At 59.3% G+C, this 25,476-nt stretch carries 14 protein-coding genes and 4 rRNA genes; 7 read left to right on the plus strand and 11 right to left on the minus strand.

Annotation, left to right across the window (positions count from 1 at the left end; genetic code table 11):
- The 5 genes from MSL71_RS16115 to MSL71_RS16130 all read left to right on the plus strand — a co-directional run.
- Positions 1-225: ribosomal RNA gene (locus MSL71_RS16115) — 23S ribosomal RNA — on the plus strand; the annotation flags it as partial.
- A gap of 77 nt (positions 226-302) precedes the next feature.
- A 5S ribosomal RNA gene (gene rrf, locus MSL71_RS16120) occupies positions 303-419 on the plus strand.
- A 69-nt stretch (positions 420-488) separates the two neighbouring features.
- Positions 489-620: ribosomal RNA gene (gene rrf, locus MSL71_RS16125) — 5S ribosomal RNA — on the plus strand.
- Between the two features lie 68 nt (positions 621-688).
- Positions 689-820: ribosomal RNA gene (rrf, locus tag MSL71_RS26960) — 5S ribosomal RNA — on the plus strand.
- Between the two features lie 905 nt (positions 821-1,725).
- On the plus strand, positions 1,726-5,007 hold the full coding sequence (locus tag MSL71_RS16130; RefSeq protein ID WP_180142254.1) for a cyclic nucleotide-binding domain-containing protein: 3,282 nt from the start codon (positions 1,726-1,728) through the stop codon (positions 5,005-5,007).
- Positions 5,008-5,142: 135 nt separating this feature from the next.
- Here the strand turns inward: MSL71_RS16130 and MSL71_RS16135 are convergent, their stop codons facing one another.
- From MSL71_RS16135 to MSL71_RS16155, 5 genes are all read right to left on the minus strand, one after another.
- A complete protein-coding gene (locus MSL71_RS16135) occupies positions 5,143-6,759 on the minus strand; it encodes a fumarate hydratase (protein ID WP_180142256.1) in 1,617 nt (538 codons plus the stop codon).
- A 152-nt stretch (positions 6,760-6,911) separates the two neighbouring features.
- Complete coding sequence (locus tag MSL71_RS16140) at positions 6,912-7,955, minus strand: ABC transporter permease (RefSeq protein WP_218951057.1); 1,044 nt, start codon at positions 7,953-7,955, stop codon at positions 6,912-6,914.
- A 15-nt stretch (positions 7,956-7,970) separates the two neighbouring features.
- Positions 7,971-8,861 carry an ABC transporter ATP-binding protein gene (locus tag MSL71_RS16145; protein ID WP_180142258.1) on the minus strand — a complete coding sequence of 297 codons (891 nt, stop codon included), beginning with the start codon at positions 8,859-8,861 and terminating at the stop codon, positions 7,971-7,973.
- Positions 8,862-8,957: 96 nt separating this feature from the next.
- A complete protein-coding gene (locus MSL71_RS16150; protein ID WP_180142260.1) occupies positions 8,958-9,716 on the minus strand; it encodes an MlaA family lipoprotein in 759 nt (252 codons plus the stop codon).
- A 185-nt stretch (positions 9,717-9,901) separates the two neighbouring features.
- Complete coding sequence (locus MSL71_RS16155; protein WP_180142262.1) at positions 9,902-12,415, minus strand: DNA internalization-related competence protein ComEC/Rec2; 2,514 nt, start codon at positions 12,413-12,415, stop codon at positions 9,902-9,904.
- Positions 12,416-12,616: 201 nt separating this feature from the next.
- Between MSL71_RS16155 and MSL71_RS16160 the strand changes: the two genes are divergently transcribed.
- A complete protein-coding gene (locus MSL71_RS16160) occupies positions 12,617-13,009 on the plus strand; it encodes a hypothetical protein (protein ID WP_180142264.1) in 393 nt (130 codons plus the stop codon).
- A 52-nt stretch (positions 13,010-13,061) separates the two neighbouring features.
- Here MSL71_RS16160 and murA read toward each other — a convergent pair whose 3' ends face one another.
- The 3 genes from murA to MSL71_RS16175 all read right to left on the minus strand — a co-directional run bounded on the left by murA (position 13,062) and on the right by MSL71_RS16175 (position 17,629).
- The gene (murA, locus tag MSL71_RS16165) at positions 13,062-14,318 is read right to left on the minus strand and encodes a UDP-N-acetylglucosamine 1-carboxyvinyltransferase (protein ID WP_180142266.1); all 1,257 of its coding nucleotides are present in this window, start codon (positions 14,316-14,318) and stop codon (positions 13,062-13,064) included.
- Between the two features lie 310 nt (positions 14,319-14,628).
- Complete coding sequence (locus MSL71_RS16170) at positions 14,629-16,368, minus strand: PAS domain-containing sensor histidine kinase (protein WP_180142268.1); 1,740 nt, start codon at positions 16,366-16,368, stop codon at positions 14,629-14,631.
- A gap of 298 nt (positions 16,369-16,666) precedes the next feature.
- The gene (locus tag MSL71_RS16175; RefSeq protein ID WP_180142270.1) at positions 16,667-17,629 is read right to left on the minus strand and encodes a thioredoxin family protein; all 963 of its coding nucleotides are present in this window, start codon (positions 17,627-17,629) and stop codon (positions 16,667-16,669) included.
- Positions 17,630-18,255: 626 nt separating this feature from the next.
- Between MSL71_RS16175 and MSL71_RS16180 the strand changes: the two genes are divergently transcribed.
- The gene (locus MSL71_RS16180) at positions 18,256-19,062 is read left to right on the plus strand and encodes an SPOR domain-containing protein (protein WP_180142272.1); all 807 of its coding nucleotides are present in this window, start codon (positions 18,256-18,258) and stop codon (positions 19,060-19,062) included.
- 103 nt (positions 19,063-19,165) lie between these two features.
- On the opposite strand, the gene MSL71_RS16185 is transcribed toward MSL71_RS16180, so the two are convergent.
- The 3 genes from MSL71_RS16185 to MSL71_RS16195 all read right to left on the minus strand — a co-directional run bounded on the left by MSL71_RS16185 (position 19,166) and on the right by MSL71_RS16195 (position 25,169).
- A complete protein-coding gene (locus MSL71_RS16185) occupies positions 19,166-22,780 on the minus strand; it encodes a DUF3683 domain-containing protein (RefSeq protein ID WP_180142274.1) in 3,615 nt (1,204 codons plus the stop codon).
- Positions 22,780-24,378 carry a peptide chain release factor 3 gene (locus MSL71_RS16190; protein WP_180142276.1) on the minus strand — a complete coding sequence of 533 codons (1,599 nt, stop codon included), beginning with the start codon at positions 24,376-24,378 and terminating at the stop codon, positions 22,780-22,782. Before MSL71_RS16190 ends, MSL71_RS16185 begins: the two co-directional genes overlap by 1 nt.
- Before the next feature lie 515 nt (positions 24,379-24,893).
- A complete protein-coding gene (locus MSL71_RS16195) occupies positions 24,894-25,169 on the minus strand; it encodes a hypothetical protein (protein ID WP_180142278.1) in 276 nt (91 codons plus the stop codon).
- Positions 25,170-25,476 lie beyond the last annotated feature (307 nt).

Raw genomic sequence — 25,476 nt, forward strand, 5'->3', positions numbered from 1 at the left:
ACCACTGGTGTTCCTGTTGTCGCGCCAGCGGCATAGCAGGGTAGCTAAGTTCGGAAAGGATAACCGCTGAAAGCATCTAAGCGGGAAACCCACTTCAAGATTAGATATCCCTCTGACACAAGTCAGCTAAAGACCCCTTGAAGACTACAAGGTTGATAGGCCGGATGTGTAAGCACAGCAATGTGTTCAGCTTACCGGTACTAATTGGTCGTGAGGCTTAGTCACAATCTTACTACATAGATTCTGAGTGCTTTATTGAATCCATATCCTGATTGAATGATCCGAAAATGCATATACGCTTTTTCGGTGGTGATTGCGACAAGGTCACACCCGTTCCCATCCCGAACACGGAAGTTAAGCTTGTCTGCGCCGATGGTACTGCACGGGCAGCTGTGTGGGAGAGTAGGTCGCCGCCGGATTTTTTTTATAGAGGCCCTTGATGACACAGTCATCAAGGGCCTTTTTTGTTTTGTGGTCACGCACCGTATTTCGGTGGTGATTGCGACAAGGTCACACCCGTTCCCATCCCGAACACGACCTATCAGATACAAAGAAGTAAGCTTGTCTGCGCCGATGGTACTGCACGGGCAGCAGAGCGTGCGAGCAGGTCGCCGCCGGATTTTTTTATAGAGGCCCTTGATGACACAGTCATCAAGGGCCTTTTTTGTTTTGTGGTCGCGCACCGTACTTCGGTGGTGATTGCGACAAGGTCACACCCATTCCTATCCCGAACACGACCTATCAGATACAAAGAAGTAAGCTTGTCTGCGCCGATGGTACTGCACGGGCAGCAGAGCGTGCGAGTAGGTCGCCGCCGGATTTTTTTATAGAGGCCCTTGATGATACAGTCATCAAGGGCCTTTTTTGTTTTGTGGTCGCGCACCGTATTTCGGTGGTGATAAGTAAGCTTATCTGCGCCGATGGTACTGCACGGGCAGCAGAGCGTGCGAGTAGGTCGCCGCCGGATTTTTTTATAGAGGCCCTTGATGATACAGTCATCAAGGGCCTTTTTTGTTTTGTGGTTGCGCACCGTATTTAGGTGGTGATTGCCGACAAGGTCACACCCGTTCCCATCCCGACCACGACCTATCAGATACAAAGAAGTAAGCTTGTCTGCGCCGATAGTACTGCGCGGGCAGCAGAGCGTGCGAGCAGGTCGCCGCCGGATTTTTTTATAGAGGCCCTTGATGATGACGTTATCAGGGCCTTTTTATTTAATTAAGGAAAGGTCGTCTGCTCCCGCCACGCCATGCATGGCCTGGTGCACCGGAAGCGCGGGTGGTGAGGCAGGCGTCCTGCTTTGTATCTGACCGGAAATACGGGGTTCCTGAGCCTGCTCTGTGTTGACTATGTATTTCAGCGAAATCAAAATGAACTTACATTGAATGGGGGTTGGTGCTATAATAACACTGTGTTTTTTGGTGGCTTCTGGTTGAGTATCAATCAGTGAACGGTTCAATTTGTTTTCTACATTTTATATCGTTCCAGTGTTATGAAACCCCTTCTTTCCATGGCGAGCCATCGCTTTTCATGATCGGCAGACACAATCTGTTGGGAATAAGGCTGCATGCCCTGCCTTTCATGCGTGTTTGGCTGTAGCGCTCACGTTTAGGGCTCGTTGCATGCCGATCTCTTCTTTTCAATGTGTGAGCCTCCCATCACTGCATAGCGGCAATACGCAGCGGCGCCCCCATCTACTCAGGTTAACGGAAGGTGAGACGGTATATGGCTGATGATCTAAATATCCAAACAGCACTGGGGGCGGTAAACCTCTTTATGAGTACGGTGAAGAACTGCCGCCTCTACCCCGAATCCAGTGACATTGTCCGACAGTCTCTCACTTCCGGATATTCCCGCCTTGCCACCCTGTTTTACCGGGATGCCCCGTTTATCGTCTCCGAAGCCCAGGGGTCCATTCTTTTCGATGGAAAACTCCTGGACGCCAAGTCCCAGCGCATGCCTCAAATTCACTCGCTGCGTCTCTTGATGCAGGCCCTTAACCTGAAGAGCATCGTATTTGATCGCTCCATTGATCAGGAAAATTATGCCAAGGCATCTCGGATTCTCAGCATGACGCCGGAGGAGGTGGATGCACAGGGCGGGGTACGCAAGGTATTTGAAGCCGAAGGGGTCTCCTTTGTCTCTGCCAACCACAATGTGTTTCTCGGCGCTGAAGCCGATGAGGTGATCGAAAGTGATGAGGACTTTTTTCGGCGTATCTGGTTCGGCCAGATCACCGAACTCCAGGCCCTGGCATATATCACCAGAAAAACGGTCAACGCGGCCTGGCTCTCATCGGTAAGTGGGCGTTTTCTTACTTTCTGCGCAGACAAGGGGTACGAGCCCAACGATTGGGATACCATTTCGCGCCTTGCATGCCTTAACGGTTATCTTGTCAGGGCCGGGAGCGAACAGGGAAACACGGCCATCTTTCCCCTTCTGTATGAGAGGTTGGAGGCCCTTGGGCCCTGGCTTAACGCCGATCTACTTGCATTGAACCTTTCGGAAGCTGCCGTGACCAAGGCCGTGGAACATCTCGAAAACGAGAGCTTCATGCTCCTTGCCGCCCGCCTGCTCCTGGTGAAGCAGACCCAGAGAAGGGGAAGCCGGTTGGTGGGGCGTGTTCATATCAAGGCGTACAACGATGCGTCGGACTGGATTCTTGCCCGGCCCAGGGGCAGTGAGTTTTCGTCTTCCATTGAGGCCTTGAGGAGCCGTGAGGAGGCCGCTCAGAATGAGACACTGGCTCGGATTGAGGCAGCCATTGAAGGGCTCATGGTGGGAGAGTCCGATGCACTGAACGATCTCGACGCGCTGGCTGCGTTGCCCAGGGTTATGGCCGAGCGGACCCAGCAGGGCAAGGCCCAAGAGGTGGAGCGGTTGATTCAGGCTGTGTCCCTTGCCATCAATCTTGAAGACGAAGCAAAATCCATGGCAGCGGTTCGGGTTCTTCTTCAGACGGCCAAGGCGCTCACCGGCCTTGAACGGCTGGACCTGGTGAGCCGGGTTCTGGGTCCCATCAATTTGTGGGCACGTTACCAGCAGGAGGTGACCCCTCTTTTTGAATCCGCTTCGGATATGATGGTGAACCACATCCACAACCTGGTCGTGGGGGGGCAGTACGGAGAAGCCGTTCCGTTCATGGAGAGCTTCAGCCTCATGGCCCAGGGACGCCTGAAAAAAGACCTCCATATGACCCGTTATGCCGAACGCACCCTGCGCAGAATGGCTTCGGAACGGGTGTTCAATCTCCTCATGGAAACGTTCCGGGAGGATACGGATGGGCATCGCCACCAGGCATCCGTCGTCCTTGCCCTGCTCGGAAACATAGCCGTGCCTCCCTTACTTGACCTGCTTCGGGAGAGTGAGGTGATGGCCGAACGGATCCGGGTGATGGGTGTTCTGAAGAACATCGGGCCCGGTACCCTTGAGGAGCTGACGCAGCGCATTACGCCGGACAGCGCCTGGTTTTATCTTCGCAATCTCCTGAAACTGCTGGGTGAGATCGGTGGCGAGGAGCACATAGATATCCTTGAACCCTTGGTGACGCGACGTGAGGAGCAGGTGATCGATGCCGTGATTTCATGTGCCAAGCAGATCGGAGGCAGCAGGCGGGTTCGTTTTTTTTCCAAAGCGCTCCTGGCGGTCCCCGACCGGGTCAAGCCCCGACTTGCGGGACTTCTGGCCCAGTTTGGCGATGATGATGGGGTCTATGCACTCTCGGCTGTGCTCAGGTCCAGGATGACCGGGTCTCCTGAGGAGAAAGACAAGGTGATCAAGGCGGCGTGCTCGGCCATGGGGGAGATCGGCTCCATGAAGGCGCTTCCGACCCTTCAAAAGGTTGTGGACCAAAAGGGGCTCCTGGGCAGGAGCCGGTACACGTCGGAGCAGAAACGCCTTGCCGAAGAGGCCATTCTCAAGATCCGCCATGCCATGTCCAAAGAGCGCTCGGCACCGAAAGAGAAAGAGCCGGATGCCCGGGTAAAGGTGACCCGCGACTACATCGCGTCCGAAGAGTTCGGCACCCTTGAGGCCATTGTCAGCGGTCTGATCAGCGGAGGCAAAAAGGCGTCGGCCCTGAAGGTCCTCCTTTTGATGGTGGAGCGGGCGGCACGTGAGAAGGATTTCAAGCGTGCGGAGCGCTACAAGGCGAGGCTGTCCGATGTCGATGAAATGGCCCTGGGTGAAGTGGTGCGCGCCGAGGAGATTATCGATCAGGAAAGGTGCTTCGTGGACTCCGGGGAGTACATGGAGACCTGGAAAGATTTCTACGCCCTCCTTACCGAGGAGGAGGCGTCCGGTTTTTATCATCACGTCAGAAACGAGGTGGTGGAGGTGGATACCGAGATCATCTCCCAGGGCGAGGTGAGCAATCGGCTCTGCTTTATCAATAGCGGCAGGGCCAAGATCGTCTATAAAGACGACGCCAGGGAGCTCTTTATCAAGGAGATGTGCAAAGGGGAGGTGGCCGGTTACGACGCTTTTTTCCATACCAGTGTGTGCACGGCATCCCTTGTGGCCCTTTCCCGGGTCAACGTGGGCTTCCTGGATCGTGAGGTCCTGACACTGATGCAGGAGAAGCACCCAGATTTTCTCGGGAAGCTGCAGTCCTTTTGCGGACAGTTCAACAACCTGACCGAGACCGTCCAGGCCAAAGGGCTTGAGAGGCGCCGCTACCGGCGTTTTCATGTGAAGGGCAGGGTTGTGTTCCAGCTCATGACCGACAAGGGGACCACCGTGGGCAAATCCTTTACCGGTGTTTTTCTCGATATTTCGGAAGGGGGGCTCTCCGCCGTGGTCAAGAGCAGCGGGTACTCCATGGCCCGCCTGCTGCTCGGGCGTTCCATCTGTTCGCTGATGAAGCCCGGAGAAGGGGCAGAACGATTCTCGGTCCAGGGGCGGGTCAGCAGCGTCAACGAGCGGGGAGAGAACACCATCTCCATCCATGTGGCCTTTGCGCGTCCCCTGGCTGTCTCAAGCCTTGAGGCCCTGGTGACCACCAGCTGAGCTGGCACTTCTCCCGCAGGTGATTTTGTTAAAGCCGTTTACGGTCCGCAGAATTATGAAATTGAGCTGAAAGCTCCCGTCCCAGAGATCTCTGGGCGGGAGCTTTTGTGTTTTGAAGAGCAGATACGCAAGGGGTTACATGATGGCCTGACGGTAGAAGTCGTTCCCTTTGTCGTCGATGATGATAAAGGCCGGGAAGTCCCTCACGGTAATCTTGAAGATCGCCTCCATGCCGAGCTCCTCATAGGCGATGGTCTCCACCTTGGTGATGCAGTCCCGGCCCAGCCTGGCGGCCGGGCCCCCAATGGATCCCAGGTAAAACCCCCGGTTTTCTTTGCATGAGACCCGGACCTTGTCGGTCCTGTTGCCCTTGGCCAGCATGATGCGCGAGCCCCCGAGTTTCTGGAAGACGGGGACGTAAGGGTCCATGCGACCGGCGGTGGTGGGGCCGAAGGAGCCCGAAGCGTGGCCTTCCGGGGTTTTGGCCGGACCCGCGTAATAGATGACGTGATTCTTGATGTAGTCGGGGAGGCCGTCCCCTTTCTCCATGGCGTCGGCAAGCCTGGCGTGGGCAATGTCCCGGGCCACGATGATTTCTCCGGAAAGGGAGAGGCGGGTGCCCACGGGGTGAGCCGATAACTCTGTGAGGATGTCATCCATGGGGCGGTTCAGGTCGATTTCAATGCCGGGCTCTTCTTCCATGGCAGGCTCCGGCAGAAAACGTTCGGGGCGGGTCTCCAGCTGCTCCAGAAAGACCCCCTCTTCGGTGATCTTCCCTTTAATGTTCCGGTCTGCGCTGCAGCTTACTCCGATGCCCACCGGGCAGGATGCCCCATGCCGCGGCAGCCGGATGACCCGGACGTCGTGGCAGAAGTACTTGCCCCCGAACTGGGCACCGAGGCCCACGCCGCGGGTCATGTCGAGGATCTCCTTTTCCATCTCCCGATCCCTGAGCGCGTGTCCCAGGGCGTTGCCTTGTGTCGGCAATTCGTCGAGGTATCCCGCCGATGCCAGCTTGACGGTCTTGAGGGTGGCCTCGGCCGAGGTGCCGCCGATGACGATGGCCAGGTGGTAAGGGGGGCATGCCGAGGTGCCGATTTCGGTGACTTTTTCTTTGAGAAAAGGCAGGAGGCGTTTGCGGTTCAGGATTGCCTTGGTCTCCTGAAAGAGAAAGCTCTTGTTGGCTGATCCCCCGCCCTTGGCAATGAAGAGGAAATCGTAGCTTGCGCCTTTTGTGCTTGCGATATCGATCTGGGCCGGGAGGTTGCAGCCCGTGTTTTTTTCCTCAAAGAGCGTGAGGGGGGCCAGCTGGGAGTAGCGCAGGTTTTTTTCCGTGTAGGTCTCAAAAATGCCTTTTGAGATGGCCTCCTCATCGGGCGCTGCCGTGCCGGAAATAACCTGGGCCCCTTTTTTGGCCACCACCGTGGCCGTGCCGGTGTCCTGGCACATGGGAAAGATCTTTTCCGAGGCGATGACGGCATTTTTCAGCATTTCAAGGGCCACGTAGGTATCGTTTTTGGATGCCTCGGGGTCGTCCAGAATGCTGCGGAGCTGTTCGAGGTGGCGGGTGCGGTAGAGAAAAGAGACGTCGGCAAACGCCTCGCGGGCCAAAAGGGCCAGGGCCGACGGGGCCACACGGATGACGGGCTCTCCGAAGGCCTCCCCCTTTTCAACCCCCTCATCGCTGAGTTTTCGGTAAACAGTGGTGTCCGGCCCCAGGGGAAAGGGGGGCTGATAGGCAAAGGGTGGCATGGGGTGTCCTCCAGAGATGGTGATGGGTTGGCCATACAGGTGAGCATGATGTCTTCATCCCGTACTATAGGGCATGGCCACGGGCAGTCGCAACCCTGGAGTGACGGTGTATCGGGTCTTTTCACTAAAAAATGGGTCTCACGTGAAACGAGTCAGTCATTCTTCCATTGAAAGAGCAGGGATCCTGCAACGAGGCAGGCCAGGGTCATGGCCAGAAGGAGAATGATTTCCAGACGGACCTCGGCAAAACCGGCTCCGTCGTTCATGACCTTGCGGGCCCCTTCGATGAGATGGGTCAGCGGGAAGACCCGGGAGAGGGCCTGAACCCAGGGGGTCGTGCCTTCAAGGGAGAACCAGACACCGGAGAGAAACATCATGGGCCAGGAGATAAGGTTGAGGATACCCCCTGCAAGCTCTTCGCTGCTGCCCCTGGCTGCCAGAAGGAGCCCCAGGGAGATCATGGACATGCCCCCCACTACAAAGACGGCAAACAGGGCCGCAAGGGAGCCCCGGCACGAAAATCCGTACAGGGCGGTGCAGGTCCCGTAGACAATGCCCGTGGTGGCGAGCATGACAAAAAGGCGGGAGATGATCTGGGCCGTCAGGAATTCCCATGGGCGCACCGGGGTGACGCTGAATCGCTTGAGGACCCCGTTTTTCCGGTAGCGCACCACCACATACCCAACGCCAAAGAGGGCGGAGAACATCATGTTCATGCCCAGGATGCCGGGAAATAGCCATTCCACATACGGGATGCGGTCCCCGGTGACCATTTGCCGGGTGAAGGGGCCGTCCCCGGTGCGTCCCCCGCCCAAAAGGATCTCTTCGAGGATTTTTCCCTTGGGGGCGTCGCTGTTGATCCAGTAATGGCCCGTGTCCGCCGACAGGACCATGTCGAGGCGGTGATGGCGCAGCTTGGTCAGGGCGTCGTTCCGGTCGGCCAGCTCAATGGCCTGGATCAGGGGGTGGGTGAGGAGGTGTTCGCTCTGGGGAAGGGGAGCTGCGCCGTCGGCTTTGAGGACGCCAGCCTTGTATAGCTTCTGGGAATCTTCGCTGAAAATAAGGGAGAATCCGGCGATGATGAGAAAGGGGAAGAGGATGCTCCACCCCAGGGCAGAGCGGTCCCTGTAAAACTCGATGTTGCGGGCTTTGAAAAGGGTCCAGATACGTTTGAACATGGCGATGGTACCTTTCATGGGGCCTTTTTGTCGTCAGTTGCGAAGCGCTTTGCCCGTGAGCTTGAGAAAGAGGTCCTCCAGGTTCTGGGGCATGACCACGATCCCGGAGAGGTCCATGCCCATGGCCACGAGTTCCCGCAGGGAGTGGTCGGGGTTTTCGGTCTGGATGCTGATGCGGCCATCTTTCAATCGGAACCAGGGGGTGGTGAGGGTGGCGAAGGCGCTGTCTTCAGTGATGCCGGGCAGGACGATGGACGAGCCCCTGCAGTGCGCGGAGAGCAGGGCGTCGGTGGCTCCCATGGCGATGATGCGGCCGTGGTCCATGATGGCCAGCTCGTCGCAGAGCTTTTCCGCCTCATCCATGTAGTGGGTGGTGAGCACCACGGTTTTGCCGTCCCGCTTCAGGTTCTCTACGATTTCCCAGAGGTGGCGCCTGGCCTGGGGGTCCAGCCCGGTGGTGGGTTCGTCCAGGAAGACGAGGTCCGGGTCGTTTGCCAGGGCCATGGCAAGGAGAAGGCGCTGCTTCTGGCCACCGGAGATCTTCCGGTTATCCCGTTTGAGGATCTCCTCCAGGCGGCAGATGGCGATGAGGGCTTCCCGCCCGGCCCGTTTGGTGTAGAGGTGGCGAAAGGTCTCCAACGTCTCTTCCACGGTGAGGAACATGGGCAGCTCCGTGTTCTGGAACTGGATCCCGGCCTCACGGGTGAAGCTCTCCCCCCGGGGGGCGCCTTTGTAGAAGATCTCTCCCGAGGTTTCGGGAAGAATCCCTTCGATGACTTCGATGGTGGTGGTTTTACCGGCTCCGTTGGGGCCGAGGAGGCCGAAACAGGTGCCCGGACGGATGGAAAAGGAGATGCCTTTCACCGCCTCGACGTCGGCATAGTGCTTGACCAGGTTGCGGACTTCCAGGATAGGGGGTTCCATAGGCTTTCCTGTGATGCACCCGCATGGGGCGCGGGCGGGGTGTTGGCACGTACGGTGATACGGCCCCCGAAGCCTTTTGGGGCATGTCGCCGCAGGTTACTCTTGGACCATTTTTTCCCGGCTCTGGATGTAAAGGTCACGGATAAAGCTATAGGGATCCAGGGCCGAGGCCTTAAGGGCAATGTAGTCATCCATGCTGAAGGAGGCTTCGTTGAGTTGTTCGTAGGCCGTGATGGCCAGCGAGAGCTTTGTGGGTTCTACGTACCCCACAGGGTTGAGATAAAAGTAACCGGGAATGCTGGCGCTGTCCCTCAGGGTGGAGGGGCCGAGAATGGGCCAGACAATGTACATGCCGTTGCCCACGCCCCAGGCGCCCAGGACCTGGCCCAGGTCTTCGTCGCTGGGCTCCATGTGGAACCAGCTGCCCGCCGGGTCTCCGAATCCCAGGACCCCCACGGTGGTGTTGATGACAAATCGGCCCACTTCGGAGCCCGCCCCCTTGAGTTTGCCCTGGAGGAGGCTGCTGATCAGGCGTACCGGGGCTTTGAGGTTGTTGAAAAAATTGGCCACGCCCCGTCGGACAATCGTCGGGGTGACGGTGCGGTAGCCTGAAGCCACCGGCTTGACCACCCAGATAAGGAGGGTATCGTTTAAGGTGAACATGGCCCGGTTGAAGGGGGCCAGGGGATCCCAGACCAGCTCCTCCGGGGTGTCGCCGAACTCGTCGATCAACCCTTCGTCATCAAAAAAATCATCATCATCCAGAAATTCGTCGTCTTCTGCAAAGGCGTCCTCGGAAATCAAGGCTTCTTCAACGGTGTCCGTCGCCGTTTTTTCTTGCTCTGGCGCAGCCACGGGGGGCTCCACGGAAGGGGAGGTATGCGCAGCACACCCTTGAAGGAGAAGTGCCAGAATGAGGACCATCAGAGCGGGTGGCACGATGGAATGCCTAATGCCACGGGGACGAAATACCAAGGGGAACCTCCACAACGAGAAAATCGAAACCAATTGCCGTACTTTATGCGTCGGGAGAGTCGGTGTCAAGGCCGTGTCCATGTGAGGGAAGGAGGAAACGCAGGGGAGGAGTCAAGGAAGGTGGAAACCGACAGGGCCGTGCCGTCGGATTCGATGGTGACAGCCCCGTTCCGGTGGGTTCCGTAGAGGGTGCATTGGGCCCGTGTGTACCGTTCCATCACCTCGGTATGGGGAAGGCCGTAGCGGTTGGCTTGCCCGGCGGAGACCACGCCGATGGAGGGGTGTACGCGGGTGAGGAATGCGTTCGTGCTGGAGCTTTGGCTTCCGTGGTGGGGGATCACCATGACGTCGGCCTTCAATGCCTCTGCGGAGCCAGACACAAGCCGGGCTTCCGCCTTTTCCATGATATCGCCGGTGAGCAGAAACCGGTGGTTGCCGTAGGTCAGTCTGAGGACCAGGGAGTTGTTGTTCACCGATCCGTTCCCGGTGAATCCGTTGGGGGGCGCCTCCGGGTGAAGGCAGGTGATGCCCACGCCTTCCACAAGCATGGGCGGGGAGCGGTCCGTCAAGTAAACGATGCGGGTGCCGGACCGGGCTGCAGCCTCGGAAAACCGGTTCCACAGCGGCCCTTTGCCGGGGTAGGGGCCCATGAAAAGCGTCTTGACCTTGAAGTTGTCCAGAATATGGATGAGGCCCCCCATGTGGTCGCTCTCCGGATGGGTGAGGACCACGGCATCCAGGGTGGTGATCTGGGACGCCTGCAGGTAAGGCCCCACGGCGAATCGGCCGACGTCGAACCGTCCCGGCCGGGCAAACCCGCCGTCCACCAGCCATCGTTTGCCGTTGGGAAAGGCCAGCATCGCGGAAGAGCCCTGGCCCACATCAAGCACCGTGACCTTGAGGGTGGGGTTGTGATGGCGCTGGACAAAGGCGGTTGTGGCTCTTCCCCCCAGAAGAATCAGGCAGCATGCGGCAACCAGCACAGGGCCTTTGCGCTTGTGACGGGGGGAGAGCAGCAGGGAAAAAAGAAGGCAGAGCACGAGCAGGGTCGTGGTGACCCCGGGGCGGGGCAGAAGAAGATAGCCGCCGGGGACGTGGGAGAAGACCTTCGCGATGCGGATGGCTCCTTCCAGGGTGTAACCGGCCAGGGAGAACAGCAGACCGGAAGGGGCTGTTCCGAGGGGAAGGAGAATCACCCCCATAAGCCCCGGGAGGATTGTGCCGAAGCTGATCAGGGGAACCAGGATCAGGTTGGACAGGAGCCCGATGGGAGCCGCATAGCCAAAGTGGTGCAAGACCAGGGGGGCCGTGCCGAAAGTGGCACAAGACGGGGGGATGACAAACAGGAGCATTCGCTGCCGGAGAGTGGGCGGTGCCACCGGTGAGGCCGGGGTGCGGAGCCGGGCCAGACCGGCCAGGATGGCGGCCACGGCGGCAAAGGAGAGTTGAAAGGAGACGGCAAACAGGGACGGCGGATGGGTGACAAGGATAACCAGGGCGGCCAGGGCAAGGGTGGTGGGAAGGTCCGCCTCTTCATGGAGGGCCAGGGCGCCCATGACGAGAGCCGCGGCAGTGAGGGCCCGCTGGGTGGACGGTGCCATGCCGGAAACCAGGGCGTAGAGGAGGACCGGCACCAGGGTGAAGGTGGCGGCCAGCATTTGTGTGTGCCCCTTGATGAGGGGGCGCTCCCACCGGGAGAGCCCCCAAGAGAACAGGAAGAAGAAAAGGGTGGCCACGATCCCTAAGTGAAGGCCGGAGATGGCCAGCAGGTGGGCTGCTCCGGTGCGGGTGAAGAGGTCGCGCAGGGAGGGCGGCATGTGGGAGCGGTTGCCGGTGAGAAGGGCGCAGAGCAGAGCCCCGGAACCATGGCTCGGAGCATGGGCGAACAGGGCGCCTTCGATGCGCGTCCGGGTATGGTGAAGGGCGGTTCGCCACCGGTGGGCGGGCGCCGCCGGAGTCAAGGTCACCTCTTCTGCCTTTACCACGCCCCAGGCCGCGACCCCCTGTCTCATCATGTGGCGCCGGTAATCGAAACGGCCCGGGTTGTTGAAGCTGGTAAAGGGGCGAAGCCGGCAGCGGGTTGTGAGCCGCATTCCCTCGGCCAGGGGCAGGGTGCTGCCCTGTCGGATGATCAGGCGGATGCCGGTGACCGGGGGATCAAGGCCGGGGCCTTTCTCAAGGCGGACATCCCGCAGGATGCATTTGAGGTCGCGGTCCTGGAATCGGATCTGCTCGACGCGCCCCGCCAGGGCAAGGGGCTCTGGGGTCAATCCGCTCAGCCCTTTTTCAGCGGGCGCCCACGGGGCCATGAGCCAGGCTCCTGCCAGGGTGAACAGGGGGATAAGCAAGGCCAGGGCAAAGCGCCGGGGTGCGCTCAGCCATGCACAGGTCGTCAGGGTCAGCACCGGGAGCATGGATATCGGAACGGGGGTGCCTGCATGGCCTGTGAGGATGCCCGTTACAAGGCCTGAGAGCACGAAGAGCATGGGGCGCCGGTCAAGGCCCGACATGGCGGGAAAGAGGAAGAGAAGCGTTTCCCTCAACCAGCGGGTATGGTATACTGAAGTCCTCCCAAACATAAAGTATGTGCACCCGTTGTTATCTGTTTGATACTCCCGGTATCCACTCGTTTCACACCACGAGCCTTGCTCGTTTCCCGCACGTATTCATGATGGCCTCCTGCAAAGTCGAACAGGCCTGTATCACGACTCAACACGATCCCTTTTTTTTCGTGCCGGTTCGTCTGGTCCCCCACCGGCTGCGAATGATGTGAGGTGCGTATGGGTGATTTACGTCATTGTGACCGTTTTCTCCCCAAACGGGGCGCTTATATCGTCTTTTCCCCCTCCTTTACGCGAAGGGGGCCCCTGATCAACATCAGCCGTGAGGGGCTCTCCTGCATCTATTATGTCAACGACACACTGGATGCGCGAAGCATGGACACCTGCGTGAATATTCGCTACGGGAATTTTTTTCTGGGGGGGCTGCCTTTCCGTATTCTGTCGGACAAGCGTATCGGTACGGGGCGCTTCGGCCCCTTCAAGATGGTGCGACAGCGGTCGTTGATTTTTGAAGCACTGTCGGTGAGCCAGGTGGTCCAGGTGGACTACTTCATACAGAATTTTACCCGGCTGAAGTACGATTTTCTGGAGGGCCCTTCCAGCTTCAGCTGAGATGCGGGAAAGGCCCCCTTGAAAGGCATGTATGACTAAAAAAAGTGGCGCCTTAGCCTTTGATGCGCTCAATGTCCGCCCCGAGTCCCCGGAGCTTGGTCTCGATGTGTTCGTAGCCCCGGTCGAGGTGGTAGACTCGGTTCACAACGGTCTCCCCTTCCGCCACCAGGCCCGAGAGGATCAGGGAGGCACTGGCCCGTAAGTCCGAGGCCATGACCTGGGCACCTGAAAGGCGCTTGATTCCCTTCACCGTTGCGACGTCGTTGCCCTTGAGCACGATGTCCGCTCCCATCCGTTTCAATTCCGATACATGGATAAACCGGTTTTCGAAGATGGTCTCATGGATGACGCTGGCACCGTCGGCCAGGGTCAGCATGGCCATGAACTGGGCCTGCATGTCCGTGGGAAAGCCCGGGTAGGGCGCGGTGCGGATATCCACGCTCTTGATGGCCTTGGGGCCGATGACGCGCACCGAATCCTTGCCGACCTCCAGGGTGGCACCGGCCTCTTCGAGTTTGCTCAAGGTGTGCTCCATGTGCTCCGGGGCGCAGGCCGTCACCTCCACGTCTCCCCCGGTCATGGCCGCGGCCACCATAAAGGTGCCGGCCTCGATGCGGTCCGGGATGATGGCGGCATCCACCGATGAGAGGGCGGTAACACCGGTGATGGTGATCTCCGGGGTTCCCGCCCCTTCGACTTTGGCGCCCATGGCGTTGAGCACATCGGCCAGGGCCATGATCTCAGGCTCCCGGGCCGCGTTGGAGAGAATGGTGACCCCATCGGCCAGGGTCGCGGCCATCATCAGGTTCTCCGTTGCCCCCACCGAGACGGTGTCGAACACGATGCGTGCCCCTTTGAGGCGGTCGGCTGTGGCCTCCACATAGCCCTGCTCCAGGCGAATGGTGGCGCCCATGGCTTCCAGGCCTTTGAGGTGGAGGTCAATGGGACGATCCCCGATGGCGCACCCTCCGGGCATGGAGACCTTGGCCCGGCCCATGCGGGCCACCAGGGGGCCCAGAACCAGGATGGAGGCGCGCATTTTTCTTACCAGGTCGTAAGGGGCCTCCACACAGTTCATGGGACCGGCATCGATGGTGACCTTGTCTTCGGTTCGTTCAACCGTTGCCCCCAGTTCGGCCAGGAGGCAGGTAATGCTGTGGATGTCCATGAGCTCAGGGACATTGCAAAAGGTGGTTTTGCCCTTTACCAGAAGGGAGGAGACCAGAATGGGCAGGGCGGCATTTTTGGAGCCGCTGACCCGAACACGTCCGTGAAGGGGGGCACCCCCCCTGACAACAATTTTATCCATACAGGTATCTCGGTCGGCAGGTGATGCCGTTGTATTCGTGCGGGGAGGGTTCAGGTGATCGGGAACTGAAGTGGGTACCGGGCACAGCTCAAGACAGCCCCTTGACAGCAGGGGGCGGGCAAGGGGCAGGCGCAACCGGTTCCGGGCAGGTGGTTGAACGGTTTCCCCCCGATGGTTGATGATGGGATGCCGCCCCGAACGAGGGGCATCTACAGCCTTTGTTCCGGCAACGATATACCAAGGCCGGAGACAAAGCAATGCCCCATTTTTGTTGCGGGTGTCTGCGGGCGGGCCTCCATCAATTTGCTGATTATCTGACGGATCCCACCTCGTTGTAGATCTCTTCGAGTTCCTGTTCACTCATGTTGAAGGGAACCCGGATCACAAGGGCTGTGCCTTCCCCCGGGCTTGAGATGATGCGAAGGCGCCCGCCCATGAGGTGGACTCTCTCCTCCATGCTGCGAAGGCCCATGCCTTTGGCGCCTTTTCCCTTCCCCTTGTCCTGATCAAACCCCACCCCGTTGTCTTCCACGCGCATGATGATGTCCGGAAACGAGGCCACCAGCCGGAGCACCACTTTTGAGGCCCTGGCGTGCTTCAGCACGTTGCTTAAGGCCTCCTGAACCAGGCGGTAGAGGTTGATCTCGGTTTCGGGGTGCAGGGGGATGCCGTTGAGACCCGCAGAGAAAAAGTCCACCTCAATGCCGGTCTTGCGCTGAAAGTCTTCACAGTGGCGGAACAGGGCCGTGGGGAGCCCGAGTTCGTCCAGGATGGGGGGCCTCAATTCGTAGGCGATGGTCTTGACGGCCTCGATGCACTCCTGGAGCACGCTGGAGACGTCCTTGAGCCTGGATCGAAGGACCGAGGCGGAGATGGGCCCGTCCAGGAGGCTGCTGCAGGTGATTTTCAGGGAGGAGAGGTCCTGGGCCACGCTGTCGTGGAGGTCCCGGGCAATGCGCCTTCGCTCTTCCTCCTGGACCAGGATGATTTTTCGGGTGAGGTGCTTGATCTGGCTCTGGGCCTGGGAGAATTCGGTGATGTCGTTCACCGTGGTCAGGGCGTAATGCTCCTGGGCCAGGGTGATGCGCCGGGAGGAGAGGAGAACCGATCGGCTCTCCCCGTCGCGGGTGCGGAAGCGGCACTGAAAGTTGGTGACCCACCTGTGGGAGCGCATGATGTTGAGATAGGTTTCCCAGGCCGTGGGTTCTTCCCAGAGACCCACGGCAAGGGGTGTTTTGCCGATCACTTCCTCCCGGGTGTACCCGAACTGGGAGGAGAAGATGGCGTTGACGTGACTGAACTCACCGGAGGAGAGACGGTTGAAGGCAATGGGGTTGGGGCTTGTCTGAAAGGCCTGGCGGTAGATCTCTTTTTTGGCCTTGATGGTCTTGATGTGGCTGTCCTGCTCGATGAGCCCTTTTTCCAGGGTTTTGTTTTTCTGGTGCAGGGCCGAGGCCTTTTTATCCATCTCGGCGATATGAAGGGAGAGGCCCGACACCCAGGTCCGCGTCTCTTCGGTGACGCGGGTGGCGATGAGAAAGTAAAGCAGGGCCAGCGCTGCGATGATCTGCCCCTGGAAAGAGTGGGAGACACCTCCCCAGGCGATGAGGGGGAACAGGAAGATCCCTGTGTAGATTTTTGTGCCGGCCGAGGGCAGCACACTGAAGACCGGGGTGATGCTCAAGATGGCGCCGGTACAGAAGATGATGAGGTAACCCGGCCACACCAGGCCGTAACGGGTCAGGACAAAGGTAGAGAACAGGGCAAAGACCATGGCCGAGAGGTAGTTCAGGCCGAGGCTCCATTTGTGGGCCGTGGGGGTTCCCATGCGCTGGAAGAGAAAGTAGGCGGAACCGATGACCAACCGACAACTCAGGACAAGCAAGGTGGCGGCCAGAAAGATCAGGGTGATGACAGGATGGCGGGCGTAGAGGTCGGAGGTGCCCATGATGATGGCGATGAGAAGGGGGAGGATGGGAGACGCCAGGCTAGAGCGAAAGATGTACTCCACGTCCAAGGGCCGTTTGTTTGGCGTCCGAGTCAGTTTCATGGGGTACTCGCATCCTGCGAGGGCGTATCACTACAGGCCGGTGCGCTGGCACAACGGCCCCAGGGGGGCTGGTGTCGTATCGCAGGTGTCGTTATAGGGTCAGGAACTGAGCTGTTTGTGCTTGTGGTATGTGTAAGTAAATACGGTAAGATAGTTACTTTGGAAGTAAAGCGGTTGTCAAGTAAAAAAACAAGTAACTCTTCGGCATGCTTCGGGCGGGCCGTTTTTCTGAAAAAAGCTCTCGCTTACCTTTTTTTGCTTCAATCGTTGCAAAAACGAGTTTTTCGTCAGCGGAAAATCAGGACGCCTGTTCCTCTATGGCCTCAATGGCCTCCTCCACCGCTTCCCGGAGCGCATCGTCGCAGGGCCCCTGGAGGATGGCGCGAAGGGTGGGCAGATGGGCGATATCGCAGGAGAGCCCGGCAATGTAGACAATGTCCCCCAAAGCGGCGGGATCCAGAGCGTCCCGGTCGGCCAGGAGGGCCGCGGCGGTTTCGGAGACGATGGCCGGGTGGGATTCAGCAAGCTCTTCCATCACCACCATGGCCCCCAAACGGACGGACCATTTCTCATGGGCCAGCAAGGTGTTGAGGGAGGCAAAGGGCTTTGCCGCATGGGCCACCATGGTCGTTACCCTGGCGGCCTCTCCTTCCTCCAGAAGGGCCCGGATGGCATCGGCGCTGAGTTCTTCAGGGGCACGACCGGCAACCACCTCCATGGCCGAGGCCACATCAAACTGCCCGCTCCATCGCATGTCCCCGTCGTAGATCAGGGTGGGGGCGGCCTGAACGCCTCGCTTTTCCGCCTCTTTGGGAAAGAGACTTCCGTCGTACAGGGAGAGGCGAATGTTGGGGTTGGCCAGGGCCAGGGTGATGAGCTGTCGCGCGATGCGGGGGCAGTGGGGGCAGAACTCCGCCACAAAGAGATCCAGGGTGGCGGGGAGCGCCAGGCGCTCCAAGGGGGCGGCCTGGGACGAGGGAATCGCCTCGGGGGAGCCTTTCAGGGCATAGAGGAGAAGGTCGAGCAGCTTTTCCCCTGGGAGGGTGAAGAATTTCAGGCCCTGTTTTGTTTCAAAGAAGGGCAGGGGGCCCTCGCTTTTTTTCAGGGTCAGCACGAGGTGCTCTCCCGCTGCATCGGCAAGGGACTGCCCGAAACGTGCCATCTCATTGCCTTCGGCATCGCCTGTGGTGTGGAGGGTCAGGGCCACAGGGGCGGAGAGGGCGGAGGCCCAGGAGCGGATGGTGGGAGCGGTATCGGCCATGGCAATTGCTTCCTTTTCTAAGGCATCGGCGGAATCTGCGGAGCGCCTGTTTAGAGACACTTTTCCTGTAAGGGCCCTTTCCCGATGGGCGCTGCCGTAGCCTATGCCGCCTTCCCCATGTTGTCAACACTCGGGCGGCGCGGCGGCAGGACCAACGCATTTAACAATTCAATGGCCTCCGGCGGGGCGCTTTTTGAAAAAAGCTCCGCAAAAACGTTTCGGTAATCAGGGCGCTATGCACGGTTGCCGTGTGCCCCAAAAAAAGGAAACCTGTTTGTCAAACTTTTCAAAAGTTTGGCCCCCGGCAGGGCCGCCGGAGGCAAAAATCTAAATGCGTTTGCCCTGGACGCGGCGGACCATACGATTTCGCATTGACAGGGGACGGAAGGGCGGTGTAGGCAGTTGAACGGTATAACGGAAAAAGAACAATGACCCCAGCCCGGATATTTCACGAGTCGAGTGCACTCGGCTCGCCCGAAGGGTGAGAAAATCGTGAATTACATTTTGTATTTTTGAAATGTCTAATTTTTTTCACAGCAACCGCCTGTAATAATATTGAATCATTGCAGGCAACCCGTTTTCTCATGAAATATCCGGGCCAGGCCCTTGAAAGATGAGGCATCACCATGGCTGAACAGGACGTACATCAAGAAAACGGGCACCCACCGGAGTCGAAGATTTCCGGGGAAGGGTGGCCTCGGAGGGGAAAGGCCTTTCGCCGCGCAGCCCTTTGGGGCGGGTTCCTGGGCCTGATGCTTCTGGCCCCCATGGTGTTTCTCGTGGGCACCGGGGTCAAGATCGCCCGGGATCCCGATTTTGTGCCGGCCCCCAGGGCAGAGAAGGTGACGGTGGACCTTTTCCAGAAACCGGCTCGGAGAGAGCCCGAGGCAAAGTCAGAGCCCCTGTTGCCTGAGCCCCTTGACCACGGCATTGCCGCCATGCTGGCAGCTCCCTCGTCGGCCGGTGGCCCTTCAGACACCTACCCCTTTACCCTTCATGCCGGTTCTTTTCGCAACGCGGCCCGGGCCGCCGACCAGGTGACCGCCCTTCGAGAGCTGGGCAGGGCCGCCTTTTCCGCCTATGTGACGATTCCCGGCATGGGGGACTGGTACCGGGTGTTCTGCGGCAATTTTGCAAGCAGGGAGGAGGCTGAGGCCGCGCGGGAGACGCTCTTGGCGCAGGGAGGCACGGAAGCCTCTCCGGCGAAAAAAAGCGTGGCCCTTGCCGTGGAGGGCCCCCTGCCCGTCAGCGACGCCCTGGTCTTGGAGAGCCGGCTCCATGCCCTGGGTTTTTTTGCCTACGTCATGCCCCGCCCTCCGGCGGATGGCCGGGTGCAGGTTCTGGTGGGCGCCTTTCAGACGGAGAGCCGGGCTGGCGTGATGCGCAAGCGCCTGACCAAGGCGGGATTTGAGGCCAGGGCCGTCAGGCGGTGACACAGAGAATCGTTCCAGGGGATACAACCAAAAAAGGCGCCTCACCCGCTTACGGGGGAGGCGCCTTTTTTATTTTGGATGGTTCACAAGACCGGGGCGCTTTTTAGAAGGTCACCACCTCGGCCTGTTTCACCATGGCTTTGAGTTTTTCTTCCCAGTCCTTGCCGCCGGCCTGGATGGCCAGCTCCACGGCCAGGTGGCGGGGAACGATGTCGAGGTCCTTGTTGCGGCCCAGTCCCTGGATGCAGGAGGGGCAGTTGGTGAGGATGGTGGTCTCACGGCCCTTGCCCAGGGTGCGCAGCTCAATCTCGTCGTGCTTTCTCTGGAGCATGGCGTTGGTGATGTCCGGGCGGCTCATGGAGAGGGTCCCGCCTTCGGAACAGCAGTGGGGCACGCTGTCCACGGAGTAGCCGGTGAACTCTTCGAGCATGCCCGCCGCGTCACCGTCCAGGGAGTCGTGGCAGGGGGCGTGGTAGAGGCAGCTGTTGCCTCCCTTGACCTCCAGGCCGTTTTCCAGGGCAAAGCGGCTCACGTCGGCGATGTCGCAATCCAGGATCTCCGGGGCTTCGATCTCTTCCAGAGCTTCCCGGCAGGTTCCGCAGCTCACCACGCAGGCGTCGAACTCCACGTAGCTGATCATTTCGCGGATCTGGCTGAAGATCACCGAGTCCCGCAGGGTCATCTGGCTGTGCTGCACGCCCTTGGCGTTGACCTTGGCCGGAAAGCCGCAGCAGATATACGGGGGCGGCAGCACCACCCGGACCCCTGCGGAGAGCAGGATGTAGATGGCGGCCTTGGAGATGTCGGAGAAGAGCCGCTCGGACCCGCACCCCGGGAAGTAAAAGACAGACTGCTCCGTCTCCTCCGGCGGGTTGAGGATCATGGCCTGGTTGTTCCCGCATTTGGGCAGGATGTCCCGGAGGGTTCCCGCAGGTGGCCGGGGAACGGGAGACGCCAGGATTTCCGCTGCGTGGGTCCCGGACAGCACCTTGCGCATGGGGGCCATGTTCTTGAGCATCTGGTGGCCGGTGCGCTGAAGGGAGCCGCCCCAGGAGACCAGGCCCTTTCGGAAGAGGGCGTTGCCCAGGGGGTTACGGGTCTCCAGGTACGCCAGGGAGGCCCGGGTGGCCATGCGGGTCTTCTTGTACTTGCGGGAGACGAGGATCTCCCGTTCCATGAGGGAGACCTCGGCCGTGTCGATGTCCACCGGGCATGGCTTGAAGCATTTGTGGCACATGGTGCAGTGGTCGGCGATTTGCTCCAGCTGCTTGAGGAACTTAAAGCGTGTGGAGTGGGCACGCTGCACATCGTAGAGGATGGCCTCGATGAGAGAGGCGATGGCCAGGTTCTTGTTCCGCGGGTGGTAGAACATGTTCTTGGCCGGGTAGAAGGTGCAGCAGTCGATCTTGCACTTTCCGCAGCGCACGCAGGTGGCGATTTTGGCCGCCAGGGTCTCCAGGGAGCCGTGTTGCAGGATGCTGGCTTCCAGCTCCAGCAGGTTGAAGGAGGGGGTGTAGACCTTGGACTGGATGTCCGGGTCCGTAAGCTGTCCCGGGTTCATCACCCCTTTGGGGTCCACCTTTTTCCGGTAGGCGGCCAGGGCCTTGGCAAGGGACGGATCCAGGTACTTCATCTTGGTGATGCCGATGCCGTGTTCCCCGCTGACCACGCCCCCTAAACGCACCGCTTCCTCCATGACGTCGTCGGCGGTTTTGGCGGCACGTTTCATCATCTCCATGTCGTTGGAAAAGACTGGGATGTTGACGTGCACGTTGCCGTCCCCTGCGTGCATGTGGGTGGCGATGATGATCTGGCGCGCCCTTACTTCGTTGAAGATGCGCTGGATGTCGCCGGTGATGCGTTTGTAGCCCCGGAAGAACTCTAGGAGCTCGGAGAGGAGCTGTTTGGCCTGGGCGCCGTCCTGGAGCATCTCGGTGGTGGCGTTGCGGATGGCAGAGAGGGCCTCGCTGCAGATTTCACGGGCCTTGGGAATACGTGCCTCCAGCCATTCCGGGTCTTCGATGGGCTCGGCATGCTCCAGATAAGCCAGGGTGGCGTTGAGGAAGTCCAGCTGGTTGTATCGGTTCTCTTCCAGGTTGTAGGTGTCCACAAACCGCGTAAAGGCCCCCAGCACATCCAGGGGAAGCACGATGTCTTCGTTGAGCTTGAAGGCGTTGGTGCGTCGTGCGATGGCCCCCAGCTTCTTCCGGTCCTTCCAGAAACGCTCGGCCTCGTCTTCGTCCCGGGCCACAAAGATCTCGGTGTTTTTGTACGGCCCAAGAAGATCCTGGAGACGCCGGGTTCCCCTGTCGATCTCCTCTTCGTTGTGGCCCACCATGTCGATGAGAAGGACTGCCTTGGGGCTGCCCTTACGGGTGGCCTTCACCTTGTAGTTGATGGCGAGCATGTACTCGTCGTCAAAGTGCTCCAGGGCGATGAGGGCCTCTTTGCCGCCGTTGTCGAACTCCTTGGAGATCTTGACGATGACATCGCTGGCCTCTTCCATGTCGTTGCCGAAAAATTCCAGGCAGAAGGTGGTCTTGTACTCAAAGGAGGGGTAGAGGATGAACTCCGCGGAGGTGATGATGCCGTCGCAGCCCTCTTTCTGGATGCCGGGCAGGCCTCCAAGGGCCTTGTTGGTGATGTCCTTGCCCAGCCCGATTTTTCGTATCTCCGTGCCGGAGAGGCTGACGGTCTTTTTGATCTGCCCCTCTTCGTCCCGCACGGAGAAGAGGACGGTGTCCTCGGGCAGGATCTTGCGCATGGGGTGATCTTCCCGGCGTACTTCCATGAGGCGGCCGCCGGGCATGGCAATGCGGTAGGAGACCAGGTTGTCGATGGCCGTCCCCCACATCACCGCCTTTTTCCCCCCTGCGTTTTCGGCGATGTTGCCGCCGATGGTGCAGGCCCAGGAGCTGGTGGGGTCGGTGGCAAAGACAAGGTTCTCCACCTCGGCGTAGCCCATGGCCGTCTGGGTGATGACCCCGGCCTCCAGTTCAAGGACCGGCATGGTGGACGCACCGGTGCCCGGTGCCGCGGGCAGGTGCTTGATGCCCCGGATGCGGTTGAGCTTTTCGGTGTTGATCATCACGCAGCCTTCGGTGACCGGTACGCTGCCCCCGGTGAGGCCCGTGCCCGCACCGCGGGGGATGATGGAGAGGCCGAGCCTCTCAATGGCTTTCACCAGGCGCGGAACCTGGGACTCCCGGGTGGGGCGCAGCACGGCCACGGCCAGATGGCGTCGCCAGTCCGTGGCGTCCGTGGCGTGGCTGATGATGGAGAAGGGCTCGAAGCAGACGTTGTGGCGGCCGATGATGGCCCCGAGTTCGCGCCTGATGCGTCGCCGCTGACGTCGGTGCCCCTTGAGGGTGTCGTTGAGTCCCTTCAGGGCTTTGCGGCAGCGTCCGGTGATCTCCAGAACCTCTTTTTGTTCCGCCATTTTTTCGATGATGGCCAAATCGTTGGCGGCGGTCTTCAGGAACAGGCGACGGCGGCTCCGGGACCCTGCGAGGTCGTCGAAGAGAAAGGGGTTGCGCTTCAGGATGAACAGATCACCCATCAGGCGCATGAGCAGCTTGGCGGAGCGCCCGGTGATACGTTTTCCCCGGAGTTCCTGGAGCTTGTTCCACACCTTGGCGTCAAAGAGATAGGTGACGACGAGCTCGTCGTCGGCAGAGGTGTAGTTGTATGGTATTTCGCGGTAATTTTGTGCTTTCATCAGTTGTATTCCCGTGTCTTGTTGAACACAATGTCGGGGTTCTGTTCCATCACAAAGCCCAGTTGCCATTCGCTGGTGGTGAGGTAGGTAAGGTGGCCCTCGGAGTCCGTGGCAAGGCTGGCCACCTGGCTCTCCTTGAAGGCGTCCAGGCATTTTTTGTCGTCGCTGTCCACCCAGCGCGCCACACCGATGCTGACGTGTTCGTAGGCGGCGTCCACGCTGTACTCGTTTTTCAGGCGGGCGATGGTGACCTCAAACTGCAGCTCACCCACGGCTCCCAGGATGTAATCGCTTCCGCGCAAGGGACGGAAGACCTGCACCGCACCCTCTTCGGCCAGCTGCAGGAGCCCTTTCTGGAGCTGCTTGGTCTTCAGCGGGTTTTTAAGCAGCACCCGCTTGAAGTGTTCCGGGGCAAAACTGGGGATGCCGGTGAATTTCAGGGGCTCCTTGGTGGTGAAGGTGTCCCCGATCTTGATGGTGCCGTGGTTGTGGATCCCGATGATGTCCCCGGGATAGGCCTCTTCCACGTTGGTGCGGTCCTGGGCCATGAAGATGGTGGCGTTGGCAATGGTGATGTCCTTGCCGATGCGGTGGTGCTTGACCTTCATGCCCCGGGTGAATTTGCCCGAGCAGATCCGGAAAAAGGCGATGCGGTCCCGGTGAGCCGGGTCCATGTTGGCCTGGATCTTGAAAACAAACCCGGAGAACTCCTCTTCGGAAGGGGTGACCTCACGGGTGACGGCCTTCCTGGGGATGGGCGTCGGGGCCATTTCCACAAAGGCGTCCAAGAGCTCCTGCACGCCGAAGTTGTTGATGGCGCTGCCGAAGAAGACCGGCGTCTGGGTCCCCTTGAGGTAGAGCTCCAGCTCAAAGGGATCGGCGGCGCCTTCGATGAGCTCGATGTCGTCCCGAAGGTCATCGGCCTGGCTTCCCAGGAGCTCGTCGAGCTTGGGGTCGGACAGGTCCTGGATGTGGATGCCGTCCTTGGCCAGGGTCTCTTTCTCCGGTGAAAAGAGGTGGATCTCTTTTTTATAGAGGTTGTAGACCCCTTTGAACTGCTTGCCCATGCCGATGGGCCAGGTGAGGGGCGTGCACTCGATCTGCAGCTTCTCTTCAATATCAGCCAGAATGTCCAGGGGCTCCATGCCGTCCCGGTCAAGCTTGTTGATGAAGGTCATGATGGGGGTGTTGCGCATGCGGCACACCTCCATGAGCTTTTCGGTCTGGGTCTCCACGCCCTTGGCGCTGTCGATGATCATCATGGCGCTGTCCACGGCGGTGAGGACCCGGTAGGTGTCCTCGGAAAAGTCCTTGTGACCGGGGGTGTCCAGCAGGTTGACGTCGTAGTCCCGATAGTTGAACTTCATCACCGAACTGGTGACGGAGATGCCCCTCTCCTGCTCGATGGCCATCCAGTCACTGGTGGCGTGGCGGTCTGTCTTGCGGGACTTGACGGCCCCGGCCTGTTGAATGGCCCCCCCGAAGAGAAGGAGTTTTTCCGTTAAGGTGGTTTTACCTGCGTCGGGGTGGCTGATGATACCGAAGGTTCGGCGCTTGCTGATCTCCCGGGTGAGGGGAGTGTTTTTTTCAAAAGACATGCTGTTTGTCATACCTGAATATATAAAAAAATCATGAAAAGCGCCTCCCCGGATTCCGGGTGACGCGAGGGGAGCCGAAGGGGTGACGAAGGCAGTGTCAACAGCACCGAAGTGGTGGCTTTACGGGGAGATGCTGGGTGTTGTTGATGTTTTCCGCAATCGTCGCGTTGCTTTTGACCGATTTGTATCAAATATCCCGTTTTTTTCTGTACGGTACACACGGCAAAACAACCGGTGAAAACCATTCTAAATAAGCTATTTCACATTCTTTTTCAAGGGATTTCAAGGGAATTGACGCGGCTCTCGATTTTTCGCTGGGGGGAGGTGCCGGAAAAAAGAGCCAAGACGACGGTGGGAAGGCGGGAGAGGGCGTCGTCCGGGTGGGAGGCTCATTTCCGGTGGGATTGCAAAAAAGGTGGGGACCACCTACGCATGGTTTGGTGGTGGGAAAGGGTTGCGTAGATGGCCCCCGGCAGAAGGCTAAAGTAAGGTGTCGGGGGTAAAGCTATCAATTTTTAGTGGACCGTGTGGGTGCTGATGGAATAATCGAATTCATTTTTTAAAATGGTCAGCACAAGCTCAATGGCGTCTTCGTCGATGATGTGTCCGGTCCATCCCATGCTGTTTAGCTGGTGGTTGATAAAACCCACCGTGAATGTTCCCCCGTCCTGGAGGATGCAAAAAACATCTTTGACCAGTCTGTTGACCTCCGAGGGGCCGAGCCCCTTATCCGACAGGTGCCAGAAGAGGGAGGTGCAGACATCGATGGTGGTTTGATTTTGTTCGTGCATGGTACCCATTCCTTGAATGGTTGCGACATCATCCGTCGTTGTCTTGCCTGAATAGAAATGCAGGGAGCGTGCCGGATATGCCGTGGAATGGGCTTTTTTTTGTGATTTCTTGGGCGGGGGATGAAACTGCCCGGAAACACAGGAGGAAACGGGCGGCCGGGAGAGCAGGACCTTTTCAGGCCGCCTTAGCCGGCGTGGCGCGCACGGTGGAAAGGGGCCGCTTAAGTGGATGGGGGATGTTCACAAAAGTGAATAGATGGTTTGGATTGTGGCCGGAGAGGCCCAGTAATAGGGGCTCTCCGCCGTC

It is taken from the genome of Desulfoluna butyratoxydans, from assembly GCF_900699765.1.
GTDB classification, from domain to species: domain Bacteria; phylum Desulfobacterota; class Desulfobacteria; order Desulfobacterales; family Desulfolunaceae; genus Desulfoluna; species Desulfoluna butyratoxydans.